Origin of the sequence: Rhizobium sp. AC27/96, assembly GCF_001692325.1 — a bacterium.
In the GTDB taxonomy this organism is placed as follows: Bacteria; Pseudomonadota; Alphaproteobacteria; order Rhizobiales; family Rhizobiaceae; genus Rhizobium.
This window is the reverse complement of the sequence record NZ_LXKN01000058.1, coordinates 1-18,419: the sequence shown is the minus strand read 5'-3', so window position 1 is coordinate 18,419 and position 18,419 is coordinate 1. Positions and strand designations below refer to the sequence as shown.

The following is an 18,419-nucleotide window of genomic DNA, read 5'->3' as shown; positions in this document are numbered from 1 at the left end:
TGCAGCTGGCTATGCCGATGCGGCTTCGGTTCCTTCGGTCGGGTCGGAAGCCGGCGTCGGCCTGTCGGCTCGTTTCGATTGGTCAGATGGCTTCATGGCCACCTCCAGCCCCGGCAGTGACCCGTCCTCGACGAAGGCATTCACCAGTGCTTCCGACAGCGCTGGCCGCGCGATGATTTCCTCACCGGTGGCAGACCCGAACAAGGCGCGTGCGGCATCTGCCTTCGTCTTGAAGATGTCGGCGCGCTCCTTCTCGCTCATCTGTTCCAAGGGCGCCCATGTGGAGAAGACAGTGGGGTCGCGAGCACCGGTGGCGGAATGAATAAGGCACTCGTCGAGCCGCGCCATCGCGGGCGTATAATCGAGCTCCTGGATCGCCTGGATGCGGTCGTGATAGTTTTTCATGTCGGCCGTGCCGGTCGCATTCAGCCCGGCCGGCGATTGACCGAGCAAGCGCGTCACAGGGATATCGGCCGCACCGGCGACGATCTGCATGAAAGCCATCAGAATATCGGTGAGGCCGGCGAGCGATGCGCTCTTGCTGTCATAGTTCTCCTCCGCGTCGAGGATAAGCGTGCCGTTGATGCCTTTGATGGTGTTGGCGAGCGCGTAGCGGCGCAGAACGGCGTCTTCATAGGCCTGATTGCCGATATTGGCGGAAAACTGCGGTACCTTGATAATGTCGATCTTCGCCTCGAAGACGAGGCTGGCGATATTGGCTGCAGTGCTGTCCGCATTCTTGATCGCATCGAATGTCGCCGCCAGCACGCTCTCGCCCCAGGCATGACGGCCCATCCCGCCGAGTTCTTCGTTCGGCATCATGGCGCCCTTGAAGATGACCAGCCTCGACGAATGGATAATCACCTGCATCCCGTTGGCGCCGGTGAGCGTGTAGAATTTCGGTTTGCCGTACCACTCGGAAGCCGGATCGCCGTCCACGTCGCCGGCGGCAAGCTGACGACGCGTCAGCACGGTCAGGTGCTTGAGGCCACTTTTACCAACCGCCTCGACATCAAGCGGCAATGCTGGATCGGAATCATCCACACCGATGAACAGCGCAGCGCCACCGAAGAGGCGCGCCTTGGTAGATGCTTCCAGCACCTTGCCGCGCAGATTGAGCCGGCGCTCCTCCGCCTCGATCAAACCGATCTGATCGCCTGCAGCCTGCCAGTTTCGCCATTTTCGGCAGCTATCCAGCGCCGGTATATCGACGATCTTGCGCGGCAGCCACGCGCCGCGATAGGCGGCTATAATCTGCTCGTCTGTCAGGAGCGGTTGCGCATAGAAGACCGAAGCCGCCTTGTCCCTTTCCGTTCCCATGCGGGACGCTAGGCTCACCAATCCGTCGCGAACCATCGAGAATACCTGCCCCATGGATTGTCCTTTGATATCGATGTGATGAAGAGACCCGCATTCGCGAGCCTAGAAATTCTTGAAGCTGAAGGAGGAATTCAGCGCGAGTTCGTTCAGAGCATCGGCGAAAGCATCCACCTGGTCATCAAATTGCGCGTTCGGAAAGGCGCAGATCTCATCCAGAAATGCTTCGTTCCAGTCGCCACGCAGCAGCTTGACGTTTCCGGCTTCCGCCTGTGCCGATGCCGGCTTGGCGCGCGTCGCTTTGTCACCGGTCGCAGACAAAACTCTGATTGGAAAGCCGGCCAGCAGCTTGATCTTGGTTTCCGCATCAGCCTTGCCCGCCGCACCCGGATCTTGCGGCATACGGATCGCCACCGTCGGCCCATCCTGTGATGCCATGTTCTTCAGATTGCGCTCGACCTCTGCCGGCGACCAACGGCCGCGAGCGATGGTCTCGACGTAGAAGACGCCGTCGACCCATGCCATGCGCAGACCAACGGTCCAGTCCGGCTGGCGACCGGGCCGCTCCTTCGAGGCCGCAAAATCCCAGGCCCGACAGCGCTTTGCACCGGCAGGCATCGCCTCAACGATTTCAAAATCACCGCGCTGAAACAGGCCACCCGAGCGCGGCGAAGGCCGCTGCTGAAACTGACCGGCAACCGCATAGGAGCCGAGCGGTATCTTGTCCCGCTCCACGACCACTCGCGGAAAACGCTGCGGAAAGAGCAACTCGCCCTCTTCCACTCTCGGATCGACAAATCCGATCGACGTTCGACAGCGCCGCTCCGGCTCGAACTCCATCGGTAGCATCAAATGCTCGTAACCGAGCCCCAGCGCCAGAATGGTGCCAGACACATCAGTCTCGTGCAATCGCTGCATGACCACGACGATGGCCGAACGCTGCGGGTCGTTGAGCCGCGTCGGCACCGACTCCCGAAATGTGCGAACCGTCGACAGGCGCTCCGCCTCGGATTCAGCACCATCGACCGAATGAGGATCATCGATGATGACCCGGTCGCCGCGGCCACCCGTCAGTCTCGAAAAGGGTACACCCTGGCGAGAGCCCGTGCTTGTATTGGCAAAGGCCATCTCGCCAGTTCTCGTCAGCTTGACCCGATCACCCCAAAGCGTCTGATACCACTCCGAAGCAACGAGATCGCGCATGCGCCTGTTGTCGCGCTTGGCGTAGTGCTCCGAATAGGATGCACCGAGATAGCGCATCTGTGGTCTGTCTTTCGGGCCCCATTCCCATGCCGGCCAGAAGACGCCGCAGAGAAGCGATTTCATCGTGCCCGGCGGCACATTGATCAGCAATCGTGTGATCTCGCCCGAGGTGACCGCTTCGAGATGACGGCAGATCGCATCGATATGCCAGCCATGAACATAATCGGCGGAAGGCTCGACGACATGCCAGGCCTCTTGGACGAAGCCGCTCAGCGATTGGCAATTGGCACGAATTCGGTCGGCATCCGCAGCAATCTGCCTGGCATGCTGTGCCCGTTCACGTTCACTTGTTCGCCTCGCCTTCTCCTCCTGGATCGCCGCCATCATCGCCGCCGGATCCGGCAAGCGGACCGAAGAGGGATTCGAGTGTTGCAAGCTGCTCATCCGTGGCATTGGTTAAGTCGATGGTGAAACCCCGGCCTCCCTTGGCCCCGGTTACCGAGCGTTCGCTCGGCTTCTGATGCACATAGGACGCCGCAATCTTCGCCATCTCATCGCGCCGCTTTTGATCCGCCTCATCATCGCGCATCACCTTCAACATATAGTCTAGCGGTGTATCGCCGGCCGGAACGGCCTTGCGTCGACGCGCACGCGGTTTGCGCTGCACGACTGGCTTGTCGGCATTGGACATGCTTGAAATTTCCGATGGAACCTTGAAAGGAAACAAGCGGTCTAAAACATCGCTTGCGGTCAACAGTGCGTCGCTGCAACTGTTCTCATCATGCCAAAATGAATACCCTGATTTGGCGCTTTTGGCGACACCCTTGAACGACGATAGGGCTGCAAGGATTTAAAAATCTTGATGAGCGTTCCTGTTAATTACTTGATATAACTTGAAAATATCGCACTCTGCGGTCCGACGATTTGATCGATATTCTCTCCGACGACAGCTCCCTAGAGACACAAGCAAGAGGATACATTGAGCCCCGACTTGGAAAGCCCCACAGACCGCGACTGGGTACGGCAGTTCATCACCACCAACCTTCCTATTCTGCCCGTTCCCGGCATTCCGGAGATTCGGCTGCATAAAGCAGCCCCCAATAGCGGTTTGCGACGCCTGGCGGAGCGAGATCCGCAATTCGGTTCACCCTATTGGGCGCATTACTGGGGTGGAGGATTGGTATTGGCCCGCTATCTTCTCGACCGGCCGGAGACAGTGATCGGTCACCGCGTGCTCGATCTTGGTGCCGGATCAGGAATTGTGGGCATAGCCGCCGCGAAGGCGGGATCTGCGGAGGTGCAGGCGGCGGATGTCGATCCCTATGCCATCGCAGCTATCGAGCTCAATGCAGCGCTGAACGATGTGATCGTCAAAACAATCCTCGCCGATGTAGCGACGGGCGAGCCTCCGGCTATCGATATCGTCTGTGTTGGTGATCTCTTCTACGATGAAGCGCTTGCAGGGCGGATCGTCACATTTCTCGATCGCTGCCTGGCACAAGGCATTACGATTTTGATCGGCGACCCATGGCGCGCGCATCTGCCGACATCGCGGCTTCGGCTGCTGGCGGAATATTCAGTGCCAGACTTTGGCGATGGTACCGCAAGCGCACGGCCAAGCGGTGTCTTTGCATTCGAAAGCAATATGTCACCGTAAGGTGGATAATCAGGATCGCTCATAGCGGCATATACGGAGTCGGACCGAATAGCCGCCGATCTAGGCTTTCATCTTGGCGCGCCGGCGGTTTCCACGCTCCAGCCGCTTGGCAAGTTCGGCAAGCTCAAGGCTTGCCGCATCGAATACCGGCCGGGCATCATCCGGCAACCAGTGCGTTTCGTGTTTGGTCACCGGCGGCTTCATTCGCTCCGAACCACCAGGAGAATTCGGCATCATCGGCGATATGCGTGCCCAGTCCGGCTCCTGCAATAGCGGCGAAGTCGCAAGAAGTACGCCCGCGACATTGCGGAATTCGCTTTGAATATGCCGCTCCGCCGTACGCCGTACACGACCCGTTCGAGCACAAAAATCCCGGAAGGATCCCGCGATATAGGGCGCAGCAAGGCAAACGGACCAGCGCGAAAGCAGGATGCGGCGTTCCTCATCCCTGACACGGGTCCGCAGCCATTCCTGCAAGACTTCTTCCGCGCGGCTGATGGCGGCGGCGCTCGGGCGATAGCGGACACGAACCTCGGAATGGTCCAAAGCGTCCGGCAGAACCTCCGGCCAGAGCGTCCGCATTCTGTCCGGGCGAACACCGCGCACATCAAGGTGTACCATTGTGTCAGCCGCCTCGATGAAGCGGGCGCGAATAAGCAGGCTCAGATCGGCAATCTCTGCCTCACGGTGGGAAAGATCATCAAACTGCGAGGCGGGTCGATGCATCAAGTCGTCTCTCCAATTCCCAATAGATTAGCGTCCGCAGCGTTGCCCGCACCGGCCAAGGTCGCCTCGCGACCGCCTCCGAACGCAGTGAAGCAAGTGCAATGTCGTCGAAGGCGCCAAGCAGATCGCCGGCGCGCTGGAGCGCCCAATCCTGGCGTTGCGCGAGAACGTCGGAAACCGCTCCGATCGTATCCGACCACAGCTCGTCGCGATTGTTGCCGGTCTGACGGATGCAACGCAAAACGAAAACCAGATGGCCATCGCCATAGCGCCCGCGGATTTCCTGCATCGTGCCGCGCGCATGGCTCTGGGCCGGAGCACGGCGGCGATGGACGGGAACGAGCTTTATGCCGAGGCCGTCCAGAAGAAGATCAAGCTTGCCTTTGGTCATGGATCTCTCAACTCCCTTCATAAAAGCGTGCACTTGCTCAACTTGCGCATCGATCATGCGCCGGTACCCACCGGGACGGCGGCACCAGCAGATTTGGGCTTGAAGAAAGCTTCCGCCTTGGAAATCGCCTCCACTCGGGCGCCATCACGCAGCATGGGCGTGTTGAGATAGGCGACCATCGCCTCGCCGGCGGCGGCCTTAGCCGCGTCTGGCGTCGCAAAGACGATCGGTTCGCCGCGGCTATCCCTGAGGATCTCGTTCGTCGCGCGGTGAACTTTGCGGATCCAGCCGAGATGACCGCTGGCAACAGCCTCAGTTCCGATTTGAAATTCATTCATAGCAACCTCCTCTGGCCGGCAAGACCAGATCTGTTCGTTCAGTCTCTGATGGTTTTGATGGCTGTGCGCGACGGGTCGTCAGCACCGTTTCGTCGAGCATGTCGGCTCACCGGCATGGATGGCGTGGTCCTCAGCTACACGGAAATGAGCCTGATCTCCCTCGGGAGCACCGCCCTCCTCCTCGGCGTGTGGGAACGCCGATCTGCGGACGATCGATCTTGCCGCAGCCAGCATGCTGGCAAAAAAGAGTGCCGCACCGATGCATGCCAGGAATCCCTGGAACATCTCGCTCATGGCAGCCTCTGGAGATCAGGTACCTCTACCATGGGCTGAATATCTGCCATCTCTGTCGGTTCCACCGCCGCGTTGCAGTGTTCGCAATGAAGCTCGATGACTTCCGCAATCGACAAGCTGCGATGACAGGCCGGGCAGCCCCAGAAGCTATCGAAATAATCTGTCGATCTTCGGTCTTTCCTGCTCGCGAGCATATCGTCACCTCCTAAATTCACCCGTCCGCCGTGCCCAAGAGGCCTGGCTTCCAGCCTGCAGCAAAATGAGCCGCAAGCATCTTGATAAACACTAATTATGTTGATAAAGATGCACATGTCAACATGATTTATGTTGTTAATTTTGCAAGGGTCGGAAAATGCAAAAATCCATGGGCGAACGACTGAGGGCGGCACGCGAAGCCGCAAATTATTCATCGGCAACGAAGGCGGCAGAAGCGCTCGGGGTGAGCCTCTCCACCTATCGCGCCCACGAAAACGGTCAAAACGACTTCAGTGCCGAGATTGCCAGTCGCTACGCCAAGAAGTTCGGCACGACTGCGGGCTATCTTCTGACGGGCGAAGGATCGCACAAGCTGGCCCGCGCGGTGCCGAATATGGTCACCTCCTTCGATCCGGACGAGCAGGATAACGACGGATTTGCCGAAGACGGTGAAGAGCTCAGCTACAGCCGCGAACATTGGCAGCCGCAGATCGCCGGGGCAACGCCGGAGGTCGATGTCAAGCTTGGCGCCGGCAGCGGCGTTGTCGGCGAAGTCATTAATCTGCCTGTTGGTTCCGGGAACGTAGCAGGGCATAAAATCGTTGCGGAATGGCTCATTCCTACCGGATATCTGCGCAACGAGGCGAAGGCCTCGCCGAACCATACCATCATCATGGAGGTGATCGGCGACTCCATGCAGCCCACCTACATGCCTGGCGACCGCGTTATCGTCGATCTCTCGCAAAACCAGATGACGACCGACACCGTCTATGCCATCAGCGATGGCTATTCCGAACCACAGATCAAGCGCCTGCAGCGCGTACCTTTCACGCAGCCCGGACAGGTGAAGATCATCTCGGACAATCCGGCGTTGGAAACATTCACGGTCGAGCTGGAACGTCTGACGATCATCGGCCGCATTTGCGGGCACATTGCCCGCAAATAAGAAGACCGGTCTTCGCTCAAGTCGAAGCATCACGCGAATTTTTGATTGGCGTCGGAAATATCATCTCGCATGAATGCACAACATCTTTGGTGTCCCTGCTGACTTTAATAAACATAAAATATGTTGACATCTATCGTGTTTAATGACAATTTCCCAGCAGCCGATTGGCACTGGAAGGAATGAGCCCGAGCAAGCCTAACAGCCTTGCACGAAGTCAGCGAAACCGGACAGGCAACGGCGACCGATATGGAAGGGAGAATGCCGCCGATGCCCCTTAGAACCGATACCGCTCCAATGGAACCGGCGAACACGTCAAAAGCAGGCAAACGCAACACCAGGCTTAATCTATCGTCCCCGCCGGCTGTACAGGCGGGAAGATAATCATGCACAACGCCGCCTTCTCCTGCGAATATTCATTCGACGAGCTGCAAATTCGCCTCTGTGACCGCTGGGAAACCGGATTGCTGCTGTATGGACACGCCGAGTTGACATCTGCTGGAGCCGACTACGAGGACGAGTTCTACGTTTCGGCAATTCGTCTGGATGGTGGAGCACGACTGGCCAGACCAAACACGCCAAACATTGCAAGTAATTTCGAGGCCGAACTGTTTCGGCGCATAGCGGCGGTCATAGAGGACGAGAAGACGCCTCCAGGTCGTCATGCCGCCGAACTCTTCGCTGGTGAATTGGAGCAATTCCGGAAAGCCGATTGCGATCAGGCGTACAAAATCAGACAAGAGCGGACGGTGGCCGCCTTTGCATGATATCCCCATCCCTAGACGTGCCGACACTTGAACTTGGAAGCAAGATGAAACGGAGACCGCAAGCGCGATGAAAATTGCACAGGAGGAGCTAGAGGAAATTCGCCGGCTGGAGGAAATGTTGCATCGTCCGGAAATCCGGCAATCGCCGAAGGCAGTTGCTGAGCTTCTCGCCGAAGGTTTTGTCGAATTCGGCAGTTCAGGCACGATCTATGACGACAGGGATGAACTCATCGCCGGTCTGGCAGCAGAAAGGGTCGAACCAGCCTCGCAGCCGATAATTGCGTGTGACTATGCCTTCCGATCGATTTCACCGGATGCCGTTCTCGTGACGTATCGGAGCATTGCAGCGGCAATGGGTGATAGTCCTTCGCGGCATGCCCTGCGCAGCTCGATCTGGCAGCGCATCGATGGCCGATGGCAAATGATATTTCATCAAGGCACGCTCACCGCGCCACGCCCCTGATTGAGGCTAGTTCAAACCCTCAAGCGGTTTCGAAGGGGAGCCCGAACGGTGTTCGTAAAACATGAAGGCCTAGCGCGAGGCGGATGCTGGGCCGCCGCCCTTGCCGCCAATAGCTGTTTCGGTCAACCCGAGACTATCGGCCATCCTGATGAGGTCGGCGACGGAGTCGGCGCGCATTTTCCGCATGGCCTGGCCACGATGGACCTTTACGGTGATCTCGCTCAGGCCGATTTCCCCGGCGATCTGCTTGTTCAATAACCCTCTCGCCACAAGCGCCATGACCTCACGCTCTCGCGGTGTCAACGACGCGAAACGCTCGTGAAGATCGGCCGAGGCAACTTCCTTTTTCAGTCGAGCCCGATCAAGGTCGAGGGCCTGACGTATCGCGTCGAGAAGATCCTGTTCCCGAAACGGCTTCAGAAGGAATTCCACCGCGCCGGCCTTCATGGCGCGCACGGACATCGGCACATCGCCGTGACCGGTTAGAAATATGATCGGTATCGAATTGCCTAGCCTTGTAAGCTCGTCCTGAAAATCGAGACCACTCGCATCCGGCATCCTGACGTCAAGAACGATGCAGGCTGGCCCCTCCGATCGGGGGTGAGAAAGGAAATCGCGAGGTGAGGCGAAGCATCGCGTGTCGTAGCCGACGGAGCGCAAAAGGCTGTCCAGCCCGTCACGCACGGATGGATCGTCGTCGATTACATAGACAGTCGGTCGTTGCTCCTGCATATGCCCTACCCCTTTGTCTTCCCACCCAGCGGCAGGGTGAAGCCGAATACAGTCCCATGCGGAAAATTGGGCGCGGCATAGACGGCGCCGCCATGCGCTTCGATGATCGATCGGCTGATGGCAAGCCCCATTCCCATGCCGTTCGGTTTCGTCGTGTAGAAAGCCTCGAATATCCTCTCGAGCTTCGCCGGCGGCACGCCGACGCCCGTGTCGCGCACGCTGACTGTGATCTTGCTTTCGGCAGCAGCGGCGCTGACCAGCAATTCACGCTCTTCCACCTCGACATCCGCGAGAGCTTCGATCGCGTTCATGACGAAATTGAGGATGACCTGTTGCAGCTGTACACGATCGCCAGCCACGAGCGGCAAGTCGCTCGCCAGCTCGGTGCGAAGAAGTATCTGACCCTTTCGGATTTCACTGCGAACGAGTTCCAGCACGTCGGCAATGGCATCCGTCAGATCAAACATGTCGGACGAAGGGGACGACCGCGCGACGAGCCTGCGCACGCGGCCGATAACATCACCTGCCCTGTCGGCATCCATGACAATGCGCTCGATCGCACGCCGCGCTTCATTCTGATCGGCAGGTGTTGCCGAAAGCCATCGAAGTGCGGCGTTGCCGTTTGCGGCTATCGCCGTGATGGGTTGGCTGACCTCATGCGCGATCGACGTACCAAGTTCGCCAACGATCGTAAGGCGCGACATCCGCGCAAGCTCGGACTGCGCCTGCCTCGCCTTTTCATCAAGCCTCTCGATTCTGATCGCCAGGTAAGTGGTCGCGCCGATAGCAACCAGGCTCAATATACTGTTGATCAACCCCGCCTGCGAGGCGCCGTGCCGCGTGAGGAAATAACTCAATATCGTAAGGACGGCGCAGACAACTCCAACGACGGCGATCGCACCGGTTCGTCCGGAATGTACCGACAGCAGGATGACCGACACATAGAGGACGGCGAACGCGATCTCCAAATCCGTGATGGTGTCGCCAATGAAGATAAGGCCGGCAAGGACGGCGATACCGAGCCAGAAGAGAGGCATCTCGAAAAGATACTTCAGAAACTCGCGCCTCATCCCTTTCGTCCCCGTATCAGCGTTCTCGACGCCTTGCATATCCGACTGGCAGCCTGCCTGATCCAAAGCCCAAAAACAACGGCGGCTGTTGCTGCCATAATCCCTGTATAGCACTGATTTCACTAGATGATGGCTTCCGCTCACCAACACCCGGCTATTGGCGACAGAACGAGATTGAACGAGCCGATCATCTGCTTGATTGCAGGATGCTCGTGACGCCTCCAGATGACCTCGGCCCACACGCGAACGTGCAAACCACGACCAGGTTGCGATCGATTGGTCAAGCGCGATGGTCATGATTGTCGTTTCCGGCATAGCGAGTGAAAAGACGGCGGCGCTGGCGGCGACGAAGAATGGCAAGGCTTGTCCTGTTCAGACGTGCCGCCCAACGAAGCAGCACGCGCGTCTGTTTTGCAGGCAAGATACCGCGGAGAAAGAGCCGTGTTGCCCAGCGTGTGAGGCAATGCGCGCCCCACAGAAGCGCCAGCATCGCCGCCAATCCGACATAATCTTTGAAGCGCGCCAGGCGCGCGCTCAACCTCCCTCGCTTGGGGGCTTGCCGCCGCCTTCCGTTACAGGGGTTTTTTCGGCCATTCCTGCTGAGCGTTTCCAGAAAACGGCCAAGTTCTTCGTTGTCTCTGGGCATGACGATCCATCCCGCAGCCATCCAGGCTGCGCGATGAAATCCTCGCACTAGGCCCTGACCTGGCTGCTTTTCAAATTCAAGAATGCAATTGGGTCGGTCACCGCCCTACCCGGCGGCAACCGTGATGCGTCCGATCCGACAGCCTGTTTCAACTTGGGTTCTCCAGCGTGAACAGATCCGCATTTTCGTCATAGGCGAAATATTCCGCGTAACGGGCCCAGTTGGTGACGGCCTTGATGGTGATATCGGCATAGTCTTCGGACATGTAATCCTCGAGCTCATCACGAAAGCGCCGCGCAGGAGCACGATGCGTCGGCCGTTCGTCGAGGACGCGGCGGATATGGGCAGCAAGTGGCACATAGGTTGCCAGATGCTGCTCGAAGAGCTGCTTGCGCTCATCGACATCGCTGTCGGAGAAACGCAGCCCGGGAGCCGTCAACTTGATGTCACCGCCTTCCAGATCGGCGAAACGCAGAAGCTGGAGTGTTTCTGCCACCGGAAAGAGATCGTCGATGCCGAGATGCAGATGCGTCGCCAGCGGCGGCAGATCGGCCTGCCCGCGATAGGGCTCGGCGGCAACCGTTTCGATCAGACCGGACATCAGGTTGGTCGATACGCGTGGCAGTGCCATGGCGATACCCGTACCAGGGAACAGCCCTTCACGCGTCGGTGCGCCGGTTCTTGCCGTCATCCGGGCATAGATATCCTCGACCAGCATGCGAAACGCCGGATCGAGGCGGTTGCGCGGCTGCGGCAGATCCACCTTGATTTCGGCAATGACACGACCGGGGTTCGATCCGAAGATCAGGATGCGATCGCACATCAGCACCGCTTCCTCGATGTTGTGCGTCACCATCAGCACCGAATCGATCGGCATCCGGCCTTCGCACCACAGATCGAGAAGGTCGGTACGAAGCGTTTCCGCGGTCAATACGTCGAGCGCAGAGAAAGGCTCATCCATCAACAGGACTTTGGGCCGAACCACGAGCGCACGGGCAAGACCGACGCGTTGGCGCATGCCGCCCGAAAGCTCCTTGGGATAGGCGCTTTCGAACCCATCCAGGCCGATCAGGTCGATGGCGGCCAGCGCACGCTTGCGGCGCTCCGACGAAGCCACGCCCTGAGCCTCGAGCCCGAGCTCGACGTTCTGCAGCACCGTCAACCAGGGAAACAGGGCGAAGCTCTGGAAGACGACGGCAACATCGGAGTTGGGGCCGACCACCGGCCGTCCGTCAAAGGTGATCTCGCCCTTGCTTGGACGAATGAGACCGGCAATGGCACGCAGCAGCGTCGATTTGCCGGAGCCGGAGCGGCCAAGCAGCCCGACGATTTCATTGGGATAGAGCTGAAGGTCGACATTCTCGAGTACGACGAGCGAACCGGAGGTTCCCTTGTCATATGTCTGGCAAACCTGCTTGGCCAGAACCAGCGGCGAACCTTTTACAATATCGAGCTTCTTGGAGATGACAGCGTTTTCCATGTTCATTTCTCCGATGTGTGATTAATCGAGGCGCAGACGACGTTCAGCGAAGACGTAGAGCGGCCGCCAGAGCGTTCTGTTGAAAAGAGTGACGAAGACGGACATGACGACGATGCCGAGGATGACCCGCGGAAAATCACCCGCTTCCGTCGCCTTCGCGATGTAGGAGCCGAGCCCGAAGGCTTCGAGCTTCGTGTTTCCCCAGCTTGCCAGTTCCGCAACGATGCTTGCATTCCAGGAGCCACCGGAAGCCGTCAGCGCACCGGTGACGTAATAGGGGAATATCCCCGGCAGTATCGCCCGCCGCCACCAGGTCCACGAACGCAGTCTGTAGACGGAAGATGCTTCCCGCAGATCGGTCGGGAAGGCACTTGCCCCGGCGATCACGTTGAAGAGGATGTACCACTGCGTGCCCAGCACCATCAGCGGTGACAGCCAGATATCAGGGTTGGCGCCTGTTGCGACGATCGCAATTACCGCGACAGGAAAGAGCACATTCGCCGGAAATGCGGCCAGGAACTGAGCAATCGGCTGGACGCGCTCCGCAACGGCCGGCCGCAGACCGATCCAGACGCCCAGCGGAACCCAGATCACGCTTGCGACCGCGATCAGAACGACCACGCGGACAAGGGTAACGAGCCCGCCGGCAAAAGCGATCCAGACATCACCCCATGACAGCGTCTGGCTGAGATAGGAGACGATATCCCAGATGCTCCAGGCGCCGATGGCGGCAATCAGGGCGAACCAGGCATAGTCGATGACCCGGCTAACAACACGCCGCTCGTCCCGCCCCTTGGCAACCGCTCTCGATGCCGGCAGCAGCCGCAGAAGGAACAACCTGCCCCACACGGCGGCAAATGGTGCCGTCACATTTTTCAGAAGACGCGTGCGGCGGATCAGGGAATAGACCCAGGAGCGTGGCTTCTGCTGCCCGGCCGTCTGCTCGAACCGAAACTTGTCAGCCCAGGCGACGATCGGCCGGAAGAGCAGCTGATCATAGAGAAGGATGACGATGCCCATGGCCAGGACCGCCCAACCAACGGCAACGAAATCCTGCTTGTCGATGGCAAGCGCCAGCCACGAGCCCAGCCCGGGAAGTTGCACGGTGGTATTTCCAACCGTGATTGCCTCTGAAGCGACCACAAAGAACCAGCCGCCGGACATGGACATCATCGTATTCCACACCAGACCGGGTGCTGCAAACGGTGCCTCCAGACGCCAGAAGCGCTGCCAGGAGGACAGGCGGAAGCTGCGGCTGACTTCATCGAGATCGCGCGGCACCGTCCGCAGCGACTGATAGAAGGAGAAGGCCATATTCCAGGCCTGGCTCGTGAAAATCGCAAAGATCGAAGCACATTCCGCACCGAGCTGGCTTCCGGGAAAAAGCCCCATGAAGAAGGTGACGGTAAAGGTCAGAAAGCCCAACACCGGCACCGACTGCAAGATGTCGAGAGCCGGAATGATGATCTTCTCGGCACGGCGGCTCTTTGCGGCAAGCGTTGCGACCACAAAGGTGAAGATGAGCGAGGCAACGATTGCGGCCATCATCCGCAAGGTCGTGCGCAGCGCATATTCAGGCAGATAGGCGGGATCGAGCGAGAGCGGTGTCGTCGAGAGCCCCTCCAGCGGCGCCCGCATCTCGCCCACCCCATGAAGCGTGAGATAGCCTGCGGCGGCGATGAAGGCGAAGGCGGCAAGATCATAGCCGTTTGGCAGGATGCGTGCACCGGCCAACGCGGCAACGGCGCTGCGCTCGCGTCGATCATTGGCAAGGAAAACCATGTATAACCCCTTGAAAACGGGATGTGATCAATAGAGCGCGCCTGCATGACGCCGCAGTCGCGGCGCCATGGGCGAGCCTGTGTGAAAGAAAGGGCTAGGCCGCACGCCGACTGTCGTCCTCATCGGAGACAGCAACATTTTCGGTGGTCCAGAAGCACTCCAATTTCCCCGTATGAGGGTTGGTGTGCCAGACGGCCATCAGACGCGGGCGTTGAAAAAGCACGATCCGGCCGAGTGACGACGAAGCCGTCGTAGCGGACTGCACGCGCACAGCGGAAAACTTAGGTGCGAACATACGTTCGCGGAAAAGAACGATGTTGTTCATGGCTCACTCCTCGGTCCGCTTACGAGCAGATCCCGGGGACGAGCCGGACAGGCTAGGCCCGACCGTCGCTCGCCCGGCGAATGCCGATAGCGGTCCAGGTTGTTGCGATGACCATCCGGATGCGGCACTGAGCCACAACCGGACAGCGACTAGGGTAGCTGTCCATTTGCTTCTTTGATCTGTTGTTGCATCAGCCTTTGCATCATGTTGCGCAGGCAGGGCCGTCTTGTCACAGCCGCTGGATAGGGTCAATCAAGCGATGGTGCCGTGCGACTATACCAAGGTATAAGTCTGCGGATCTCACGGTCGCGGAATTTCGCTGACGGTTGGGAAAATCATTATTTCATAAGGATTTAGAGGTTTCCTGAAGCTCGATCTTCAACCCTCGCGAGGAGAGGAAACCATCCTGTTCCAGAAGCTCGTCGCCTCGAAAGTCCAGTCAGGCCTGACCGCTAGCCGCCGATCCGGTGCCGAGACGACGACATCGATAAGACGCTCCGCATCCAGCAGCTTTTGATTGACGAGATTCTGCCGCAGCGCCGTCAGCACCAAAGTCGCGCGATCCGGGTCCTGAATGCTGGACTGTACCAGAAGCTTATAGGTCCGATCCTTGAAGAAGGTCGCTCTCGCGGCCTCCAGAAGCCGGTCATGCTCGGCATCGGTAATGCATCCGCTATGCAGACATTGCTCTATCGTTGCGCTGGCGTTGACGAGCGGCTCGCTCAACGAAAGGAAGCCCAGCTCCGCCGGCCCGTGCGATTGGGCGACATCGGCATCATCCACCAAAGCTCCACTGGCGTAATCGTCATAAATCTTGCCGATGCCGATCATGCCGAAGGCTGCACATTCGGCCGCCCTCAAGGCGCCCATGCTGGCAGCACCAAAGACCTGAACTCCCTGGGCAAGGGCGAACAGGATCTCCTTGTGCCAGATCGCCGGTACATGTTCATAAATCCCGTCAATTAAGCCAATGACATTCGCGCCATCTTCGACCGCCCTGAGGAAATCGCCTTGCCTGGCCGGCGGCCGCAGCTCGTAATCTGTACCGGGTAACTGATTCGTCCCGTGTAGGGTTGGCCCTGCGAAAATGACTTTCATATCGAGTCAGGAATACCCTTTGCGGTACGTTAGTCGAGCTTTCCTTCCGGATTTCATCGGAATTTCGTCATCGACATCGAAATTTCACACAACAACGTCTTTGAAACTACAGAACGGCTAATAGTCGAGTTGCAATTAACCACGCCTTGCAGCAAAAATATAGAATGAGTTTCACTCGCCGTATCGGTGTCTATCTACCCGATAATCACCAGATTTCTCAAAGGCGGCGGCCGTTACATATGTAAAACAATATAGATGGCGCGATGCAATTTTCACTCAGAACATTTGGAGAGGTCGTTCTTCTCGATAGCGCCGGACACGAGGTAGCATTTCCGGAAAAAGCACTCCTGATACTTGGATATCTACTCACGGGTGAAACAGGATATACAAGCAGGACAAGCATAGCGCGATTTCTGTGGGGCGAGGATGATATCGCCAACTCGCTCACGAACCTGCGCAAGCTCATTTCTCGCATCAAGAAGCGGCAGTCGGAACTGAACGCGGACTTCATGACCTTTGACGACACGGATATCCATCTCGTCCGGAGCTCACTGACCAGCGATCTTATCTCCACATATGCCGATGCCTCGGACGACCAATCGCGGAATCTTCCGCTTCTGGTGCGAGCTGTGCAATCGACGTTTCTGGAAAACGCGAACTGTCAAAGCCGGGCCTTCGTCGATTGGCGAGAGGGTGAAAAAAAGCGGCATCTCGCTGCGCTAAAGGAAGCACTTGAGATAGCCACACAACGTCAGGCGACAGCCGACGAAATCGCTATCATCAAGGAGGCGGCGCTCCTTCTTTTCGAAGCGGAACCCGCGGACGAGAACACCCATCGCATATTGCTGAAAGTATTTGATGCAGAAGGTGGGATCGAGCAGCTGAAACGCCTGTTCGAGCGGCGCAAGGACCTTGTTTCGTCCTGGCCGGCAAGATCGCCGGCATCTCCGCGGTCATCCATTCCGGCCCCGACCTTCGACGAGGCCATCTCGGAACACGACCTTCAAACGCAACCCATCCTGCGCATACCGCGGCTAGCCCTATTGCCTCCAGGCAATGACAGTGCCGATACGGCTGCGCTGATGGTGGCGTCGTCGCTGATCGAAGACATAACCCTCGGCTTTTGCGCATTGAACAGTCTGAGGGTCATCGCCCCCTACTCGGCCATGCAGATAAGCCGCCAGACCGAAAATCAGCTCGCTCTCTTCCAGCAGTACGATATCAACTATGTTCTCGACACCCGGCTGAGCGGGCTCGGCAACGACCTCTCGTTGTTTTCGCAACTCATCTATATGTCGAACAGCGAGGTTGTTTGGGCGGAGCGCTTCAATTTCGGCAAGCTGGATCTGGCCCGCAACAAGCGCGATATTTCGCGGCACATCGTTCTTGAGGTTGCAGGGCAAGTGGAGCGTCACGAAACGACGCGGATCTATTTCGAACAGAACCCTGCCGCCTACCATCAATATCTTGTCGGGCAACAATATCTCCATCGCTTGACGCTGCCGAACATGCGCCGCGCCCGCAAGGAGATGAAGACGGTCCTGCGGGAAAGCGCCGATTTCGCGCCGGCGATGAGTTCCATCGCCCGCACCTATTCCAAGGAATGGTTGCTGACGGCGCGCGGCGATATCGAACTGCTGAAATCCGCCGAAGCCTACGCCACCCAGGCCATCGAGATTCGTGACGACCTGGCGGACGGCTATCGCGAACTCGGCGTCGCCAAAGTCCTGCAGGGAGCCATCGATGAAAGCGTGGAAGCACTGGAACTCGCGGAAGCCTTGAGCCCGCACTATGCAGACGTGATCGCCGACCACGCCGATACGTTGACCCATTGCTCGCGCCCGCAGCTGGCACTCGAGAAAATCACCCACGCCATCGAATTGAACCCTTTAAGTCCGGATTCGTATCTCTGGACAGCCGCCGGAGCCAGCTATGCGCTCGGGCAGTTCAGCGAGACGGTGGAATATATCGGGAAAATGGCCGACAGCAGCCTGGCCGACAGGCTATCGGCAGCCAGCTGGGCCATGCTCGGCAACAGCGAGAAAGCGCGCTTCTTCGTACGCAGAACCCGAGAAACCAATCCTGACTTCGATGTTGATCGATGGCTCGCAATCGTGCCGGTAAAGGAACAATGGCACAAGGACATGTACAGGGAAGGCCTAAAGAAGGCAGGATTTTAACCAGCAAATCATAGTCAAAAGGAACACCACATGGCACGCGTTGTTATTCTAGGAATTGCCGGAGAGACCGGCCTTTGGGTTGTCGATCTGGATGCCGGGACCGCAGCTCCCCTGACCAACCAACCGGACTCGACACTACAGCCGATCGTCAATCTCCGCGCGGCCGGCGCCACGGTGACCAGAGGGGTCAACGTTGCCGTTTCCGTAGCATCCGCAGAATCGGCATATTCCGGCCATTTTGACGGCTGATCTCCAAAAAGACTAGCGGGAGGTGCCGAACCAATCGGCACCTCCCGCAGTCTGTTCAGAATTGCAGCTTCTAGCCAAAGCCTAAGAGGTTAAGGCCTCTCTTGGGTAGTTGGAAAATCTTGGCCACCTCAAGCCAAAAGGCCCGTAACCCGCATTTGGCTCAAGATGGCGATTCGTTCATCGGATTTTAAGTGGCCATTTTCCGGCCGAACAACATGCTTGACGATAGTTACAAAAATTCGCGCCACGCCGAGCCATAGCGTGATCGCCCGGCTCCATTGCATCAAATCCTCTCACTCGCCGACCTAGGCAAAACGTGCAATCTGGCAAACGTTATGAGCCGGTACGAGCGCATCCACCTCGTGATTGTGATAAACAATATAAAAACCGAAATCACCACCGGGGAAGGCCAGCTTTTTGACCATCATACGCAGCGAAAGACCGGAACACATCGAGGCCATTCGTGGAGTTGCCCCTTAAAAACCGGACAGGATCAGGTTTCGGTTTGACGGTTCAAGAACTCACGAGGCGAGCAATACCCCAATGCCTTATGCGGGTGAAGG

Annotated in this window: 20 protein-coding genes; 6 read left to right on the top strand and 14 right to left on the bottom strand. The window is 58.2% G+C overall.

Features of this window, described 5'->3' with window-relative positions; genetic code table 11:
- Positions 1–9: 9 nt before the first annotated feature.
- Genes A6U86_RS27840 through A6U86_RS27830 form a run of 3 tightly spaced genes read right to left on the bottom strand, consistent with a single transcriptional unit; the run spans position 10 to position 3,211 of the window.
- On the bottom strand, positions 10–1,374 hold the full coding sequence (locus A6U86_RS27840; protein ID WP_068398155.1) for a DUF1073 domain-containing protein: 1,365 nt from the start codon (positions 1,372–1,374) through the stop codon (positions 10–12).
- Between the two features lie 48 nt (positions 1,375–1,422).
- Positions 1,423–2,907 (bottom strand): phage terminase large subunit, encoded by a 1,485-nt coding sequence (terL, locus tag A6U86_RS27835; RefSeq protein ID WP_198929103.1) that lies wholly within the window; start codon positions 2,905–2,907, stop codon positions 1,423–1,425.
- On the bottom strand, positions 2,864–3,211 hold the full coding sequence (locus A6U86_RS27830; protein WP_068398152.1) for a hypothetical protein: 348 nt from the start codon (positions 3,209–3,211) through the stop codon (positions 2,864–2,866). The genes terL and A6U86_RS27830 overlap by 44 nt, the downstream gene beginning before the upstream one ends.
- Positions 3,212–3,499: 288 nt before the next feature.
- Between A6U86_RS27830 and A6U86_RS27825 the strand changes: the two genes are divergently transcribed.
- The gene (locus A6U86_RS27825; RefSeq protein ID WP_068398149.1) at positions 3,500–4,177 is read left to right on the top strand and encodes a methyltransferase; all 678 of its coding nucleotides are present in this window, start codon (positions 3,500–3,502) and stop codon (positions 4,175–4,177) included.
- 60 nt (positions 4,178–4,237) lie between these two features.
- Here A6U86_RS27825 and A6U86_RS27820 read toward each other — a convergent pair whose 3' ends face one another.
- From A6U86_RS27820 to A6U86_RS27805, 4 genes are all read right to left on the bottom strand, one after another.
- Complete coding sequence (locus A6U86_RS27820; RefSeq protein ID WP_068398146.1) at positions 4,238–4,903, bottom strand: DUF6362 family protein; 666 nt, start codon at positions 4,901–4,903, stop codon at positions 4,238–4,240.
- Positions 4,878–5,294, bottom strand: coding sequence for a hypothetical protein (locus A6U86_RS27815; protein ID WP_068398877.1), 417 nt, complete (start codon positions 5,292–5,294; stop codon positions 4,878–4,880). The genes A6U86_RS27820 and A6U86_RS27815 overlap by 26 nt, the downstream gene beginning before the upstream one ends.
- A 53-nt stretch (positions 5,295–5,347) precedes the next feature.
- On the bottom strand, positions 5,348–5,632 hold the full coding sequence (locus tag A6U86_RS27810) for a hypothetical protein (RefSeq protein ID WP_068398143.1): 285 nt from the start codon (positions 5,630–5,632) through the stop codon (positions 5,348–5,350).
- A 78-nt stretch (positions 5,633–5,710) separates the two neighbouring features.
- The gene (locus A6U86_RS27805) at positions 5,711–5,926 is read right to left on the bottom strand and encodes a hypothetical protein (RefSeq protein WP_068398139.1); all 216 of its coding nucleotides are present in this window, start codon (positions 5,924–5,926) and stop codon (positions 5,711–5,713) included.
- A 352-nt stretch (positions 5,927–6,278) separates the two neighbouring features.
- Here A6U86_RS27805 and A6U86_RS27795 point away from each other — a divergent pair, with 352 nt between their 5' ends.
- From A6U86_RS27795 to A6U86_RS27785, 3 genes are all read left to right on the top strand, one after another.
- On the top strand, positions 6,279–7,067 hold the full coding sequence (locus A6U86_RS27795) for a LexA family transcriptional regulator (RefSeq protein WP_068398134.1): 789 nt from the start codon (positions 6,279–6,281) through the stop codon (positions 7,065–7,067).
- 383 nt (positions 7,068–7,450) lie between these two features.
- Positions 7,451–7,831, top strand: a complete 381-nt coding sequence (locus A6U86_RS27790) for a hypothetical protein (RefSeq protein ID WP_244510122.1) — start codon at positions 7,451–7,453, stop codon at positions 7,829–7,831.
- 67 nt (positions 7,832–7,898) lie between these two features.
- Entirely contained in the window at positions 7,899–8,294 is a 396-nt protein-coding gene (locus A6U86_RS27785) for a DUF4440 domain-containing protein (protein ID WP_068398129.1), read from the top strand.
- 69 nt (positions 8,295–8,363) lie between these two features.
- On the opposite strand, the gene A6U86_RS27780 is transcribed toward A6U86_RS27785, so the two are convergent.
- The 7 genes from A6U86_RS27780 to A6U86_RS27750 all read right to left on the bottom strand — a co-directional run bounded on the left by A6U86_RS27780 (position 8,364) and on the right by A6U86_RS27750 (position 15,427).
- The gene (locus tag A6U86_RS27780) at positions 8,364–9,026 is read right to left on the bottom strand and encodes a response regulator transcription factor (protein WP_068398126.1); all 663 of its coding nucleotides are present in this window, start codon (positions 9,024–9,026) and stop codon (positions 8,364–8,366) included.
- A gap of 5 nt (positions 9,027–9,031) precedes the next feature.
- A complete protein-coding gene (locus A6U86_RS27775; protein ID WP_068398876.1) occupies positions 9,032–10,096 on the bottom strand; it encodes a sensor histidine kinase in 1,065 nt (354 codons plus the stop codon).
- A gap of 280 nt (positions 10,097–10,376) precedes the next feature.
- Positions 10,377–10,634 carry a hypothetical protein gene (locus A6U86_RS27770; RefSeq protein WP_141683829.1) on the bottom strand — a complete coding sequence of 86 codons (258 nt, stop codon included), beginning with the start codon at positions 10,632–10,634 and terminating at the stop codon, positions 10,377–10,379.
- A 256-nt stretch (positions 10,635–10,890) separates the two neighbouring features.
- The gene (locus tag A6U86_RS27765) at positions 10,891–12,222 is read right to left on the bottom strand and encodes an AAA-associated domain-containing protein (RefSeq protein WP_068398118.1); all 1,332 of its coding nucleotides are present in this window, start codon (positions 12,220–12,222) and stop codon (positions 10,891–10,893) included.
- 21 nt (positions 12,223–12,243) lie between these two features.
- Positions 12,244–14,004, bottom strand: coding sequence for an ABC transporter permease subunit (locus A6U86_RS27760; protein WP_068398115.1), 1,761 nt, complete (start codon positions 14,002–14,004; stop codon positions 12,244–12,246).
- Between the two features lie 94 nt (positions 14,005–14,098).
- Positions 14,099–14,329 (bottom strand): hypothetical protein, encoded by a 231-nt coding sequence (locus A6U86_RS27755; RefSeq protein ID WP_068398113.1) that lies wholly within the window; start codon positions 14,327–14,329, stop codon positions 14,099–14,101.
- A gap of 378 nt (positions 14,330–14,707) precedes the next feature.
- Positions 14,708–15,427 (bottom strand): TfuA-like protein, encoded by a 720-nt coding sequence (locus A6U86_RS27750; protein WP_068398110.1) that lies wholly within the window; start codon positions 15,425–15,427, stop codon positions 14,708–14,710.
- Between the two features lie 263 nt (positions 15,428–15,690).
- Between A6U86_RS27750 and A6U86_RS27745 the strand changes: the two genes are divergently transcribed.
- Positions 15,691–17,607 carry a hypothetical protein gene (locus tag A6U86_RS27745; RefSeq protein WP_068398107.1) on the top strand — a complete coding sequence of 639 codons (1,917 nt, stop codon included), beginning with the start codon at positions 15,691–15,693 and terminating at the stop codon, positions 17,605–17,607.
- Positions 17,608–17,637: 30 nt separating this feature from the next.
- Positions 17,638–17,856 carry a hypothetical protein gene (locus A6U86_RS27740; protein ID WP_068398104.1) on the top strand — a complete coding sequence of 73 codons (219 nt, stop codon included), beginning with the start codon at positions 17,638–17,640 and terminating at the stop codon, positions 17,854–17,856.
- Positions 17,857–18,419: the final 563 nt, after the last annotated feature.

Bases quoted from the DNA above. Each gene is read 5' to 3' on its own strand.
- A6U86_RS27840 (WP_068398155.1), bottom strand. From the start codon at position 1,374: ATGGGGCAGGTATTCTCGATGGTTCGCGACGGATTGGTGAGCCTAGCG.
- terL (WP_198929103.1), bottom strand. From the start codon at position 2,907: ATGATGGCGGCGATCCAGGAGGAGAAGGCGAGGCGAACAAGTGAACGT.
- A6U86_RS27830 (WP_068398152.1), bottom strand. From the start codon at position 3,211: ATGTCCAATGCCGACAAGCCAGTCGTGCAGCGCAAACCGCGTGCGCGT.
- A6U86_RS27820 (WP_068398146.1), bottom strand. From the start codon at position 4,903: ATGCATCGACCCGCCTCGCAGTTTGATGATCTTTCCCACCGTGAGGCA.
- A6U86_RS27815 (WP_068398877.1), bottom strand. From the start codon at position 5,294: ATGACCAAAGGCAAGCTTGATCTTCTTCTGGACGGCCTCGGCATAAAG.
- A6U86_RS27810 (WP_068398143.1), bottom strand. From the start codon at position 5,632: ATGAATGAATTTCAAATCGGAACTGAGGCTGTTGCCAGCGGTCATCTC.
- A6U86_RS27805 (WP_068398139.1), bottom strand. From the start codon at position 5,926: ATGAGCGAGATGTTCCAGGGATTCCTGGCATGCATCGGTGCGGCACTC.
- A6U86_RS27795 (WP_068398134.1), top strand. From the start codon at position 6,279: ATGCAAAAATCCATGGGCGAACGACTGAGGGCGGCACGCGAAGCCGCA.
- A6U86_RS27790 (WP_244510122.1), top strand. From the start codon at position 7,451: ATGCACAACGCCGCCTTCTCCTGCGAATATTCATTCGACGAGCTGCAA.
- A6U86_RS27785 (WP_068398129.1), top strand. From the start codon at position 7,899: ATGAAAATTGCACAGGAGGAGCTAGAGGAAATTCGCCGGCTGGAGGAA.
- A6U86_RS27780 (WP_068398126.1), bottom strand. From the start codon at position 9,026: ATGCAGGAGCAACGACCGACTGTCTATGTAATCGACGACGATCCATCC.
- A6U86_RS27775 (WP_068398876.1), bottom strand. From the start codon at position 10,096: ATGAGGCGCGAGTTTCTGAAGTATCTTTTCGAGATGCCTCTCTTCTGG.
- A6U86_RS27765 (WP_068398118.1), bottom strand. From the start codon at position 12,222: ATGGAAAACGCTGTCATCTCCAAGAAGCTCGATATTGTAAAAGGTTCG.
- A6U86_RS27760 (WP_068398115.1), bottom strand. From the start codon at position 14,004: ATGGTTTTCCTTGCCAATGATCGACGCGAGCGCAGCGCCGTTGCCGCG.
- A6U86_RS27755 (WP_068398113.1), bottom strand. From the start codon at position 14,329: ATGAACAACATCGTTCTTTTCCGCGAACGTATGTTCGCACCTAAGTTT.
- A6U86_RS27750 (WP_068398110.1), bottom strand. From the start codon at position 15,427: ATGAAAGTCATTTTCGCAGGGCCAACCCTACACGGGACGAATCAGTTA.
- A6U86_RS27745 (WP_068398107.1), top strand. From the start codon at position 15,691: ATGCAATTTTCACTCAGAACATTTGGAGAGGTCGTTCTTCTCGATAGC.
- A6U86_RS27740 (WP_068398104.1), top strand. From the start codon at position 17,638: ATGGCACGCGTTGTTATTCTAGGAATTGCCGGAGAGACCGGCCTTTGG.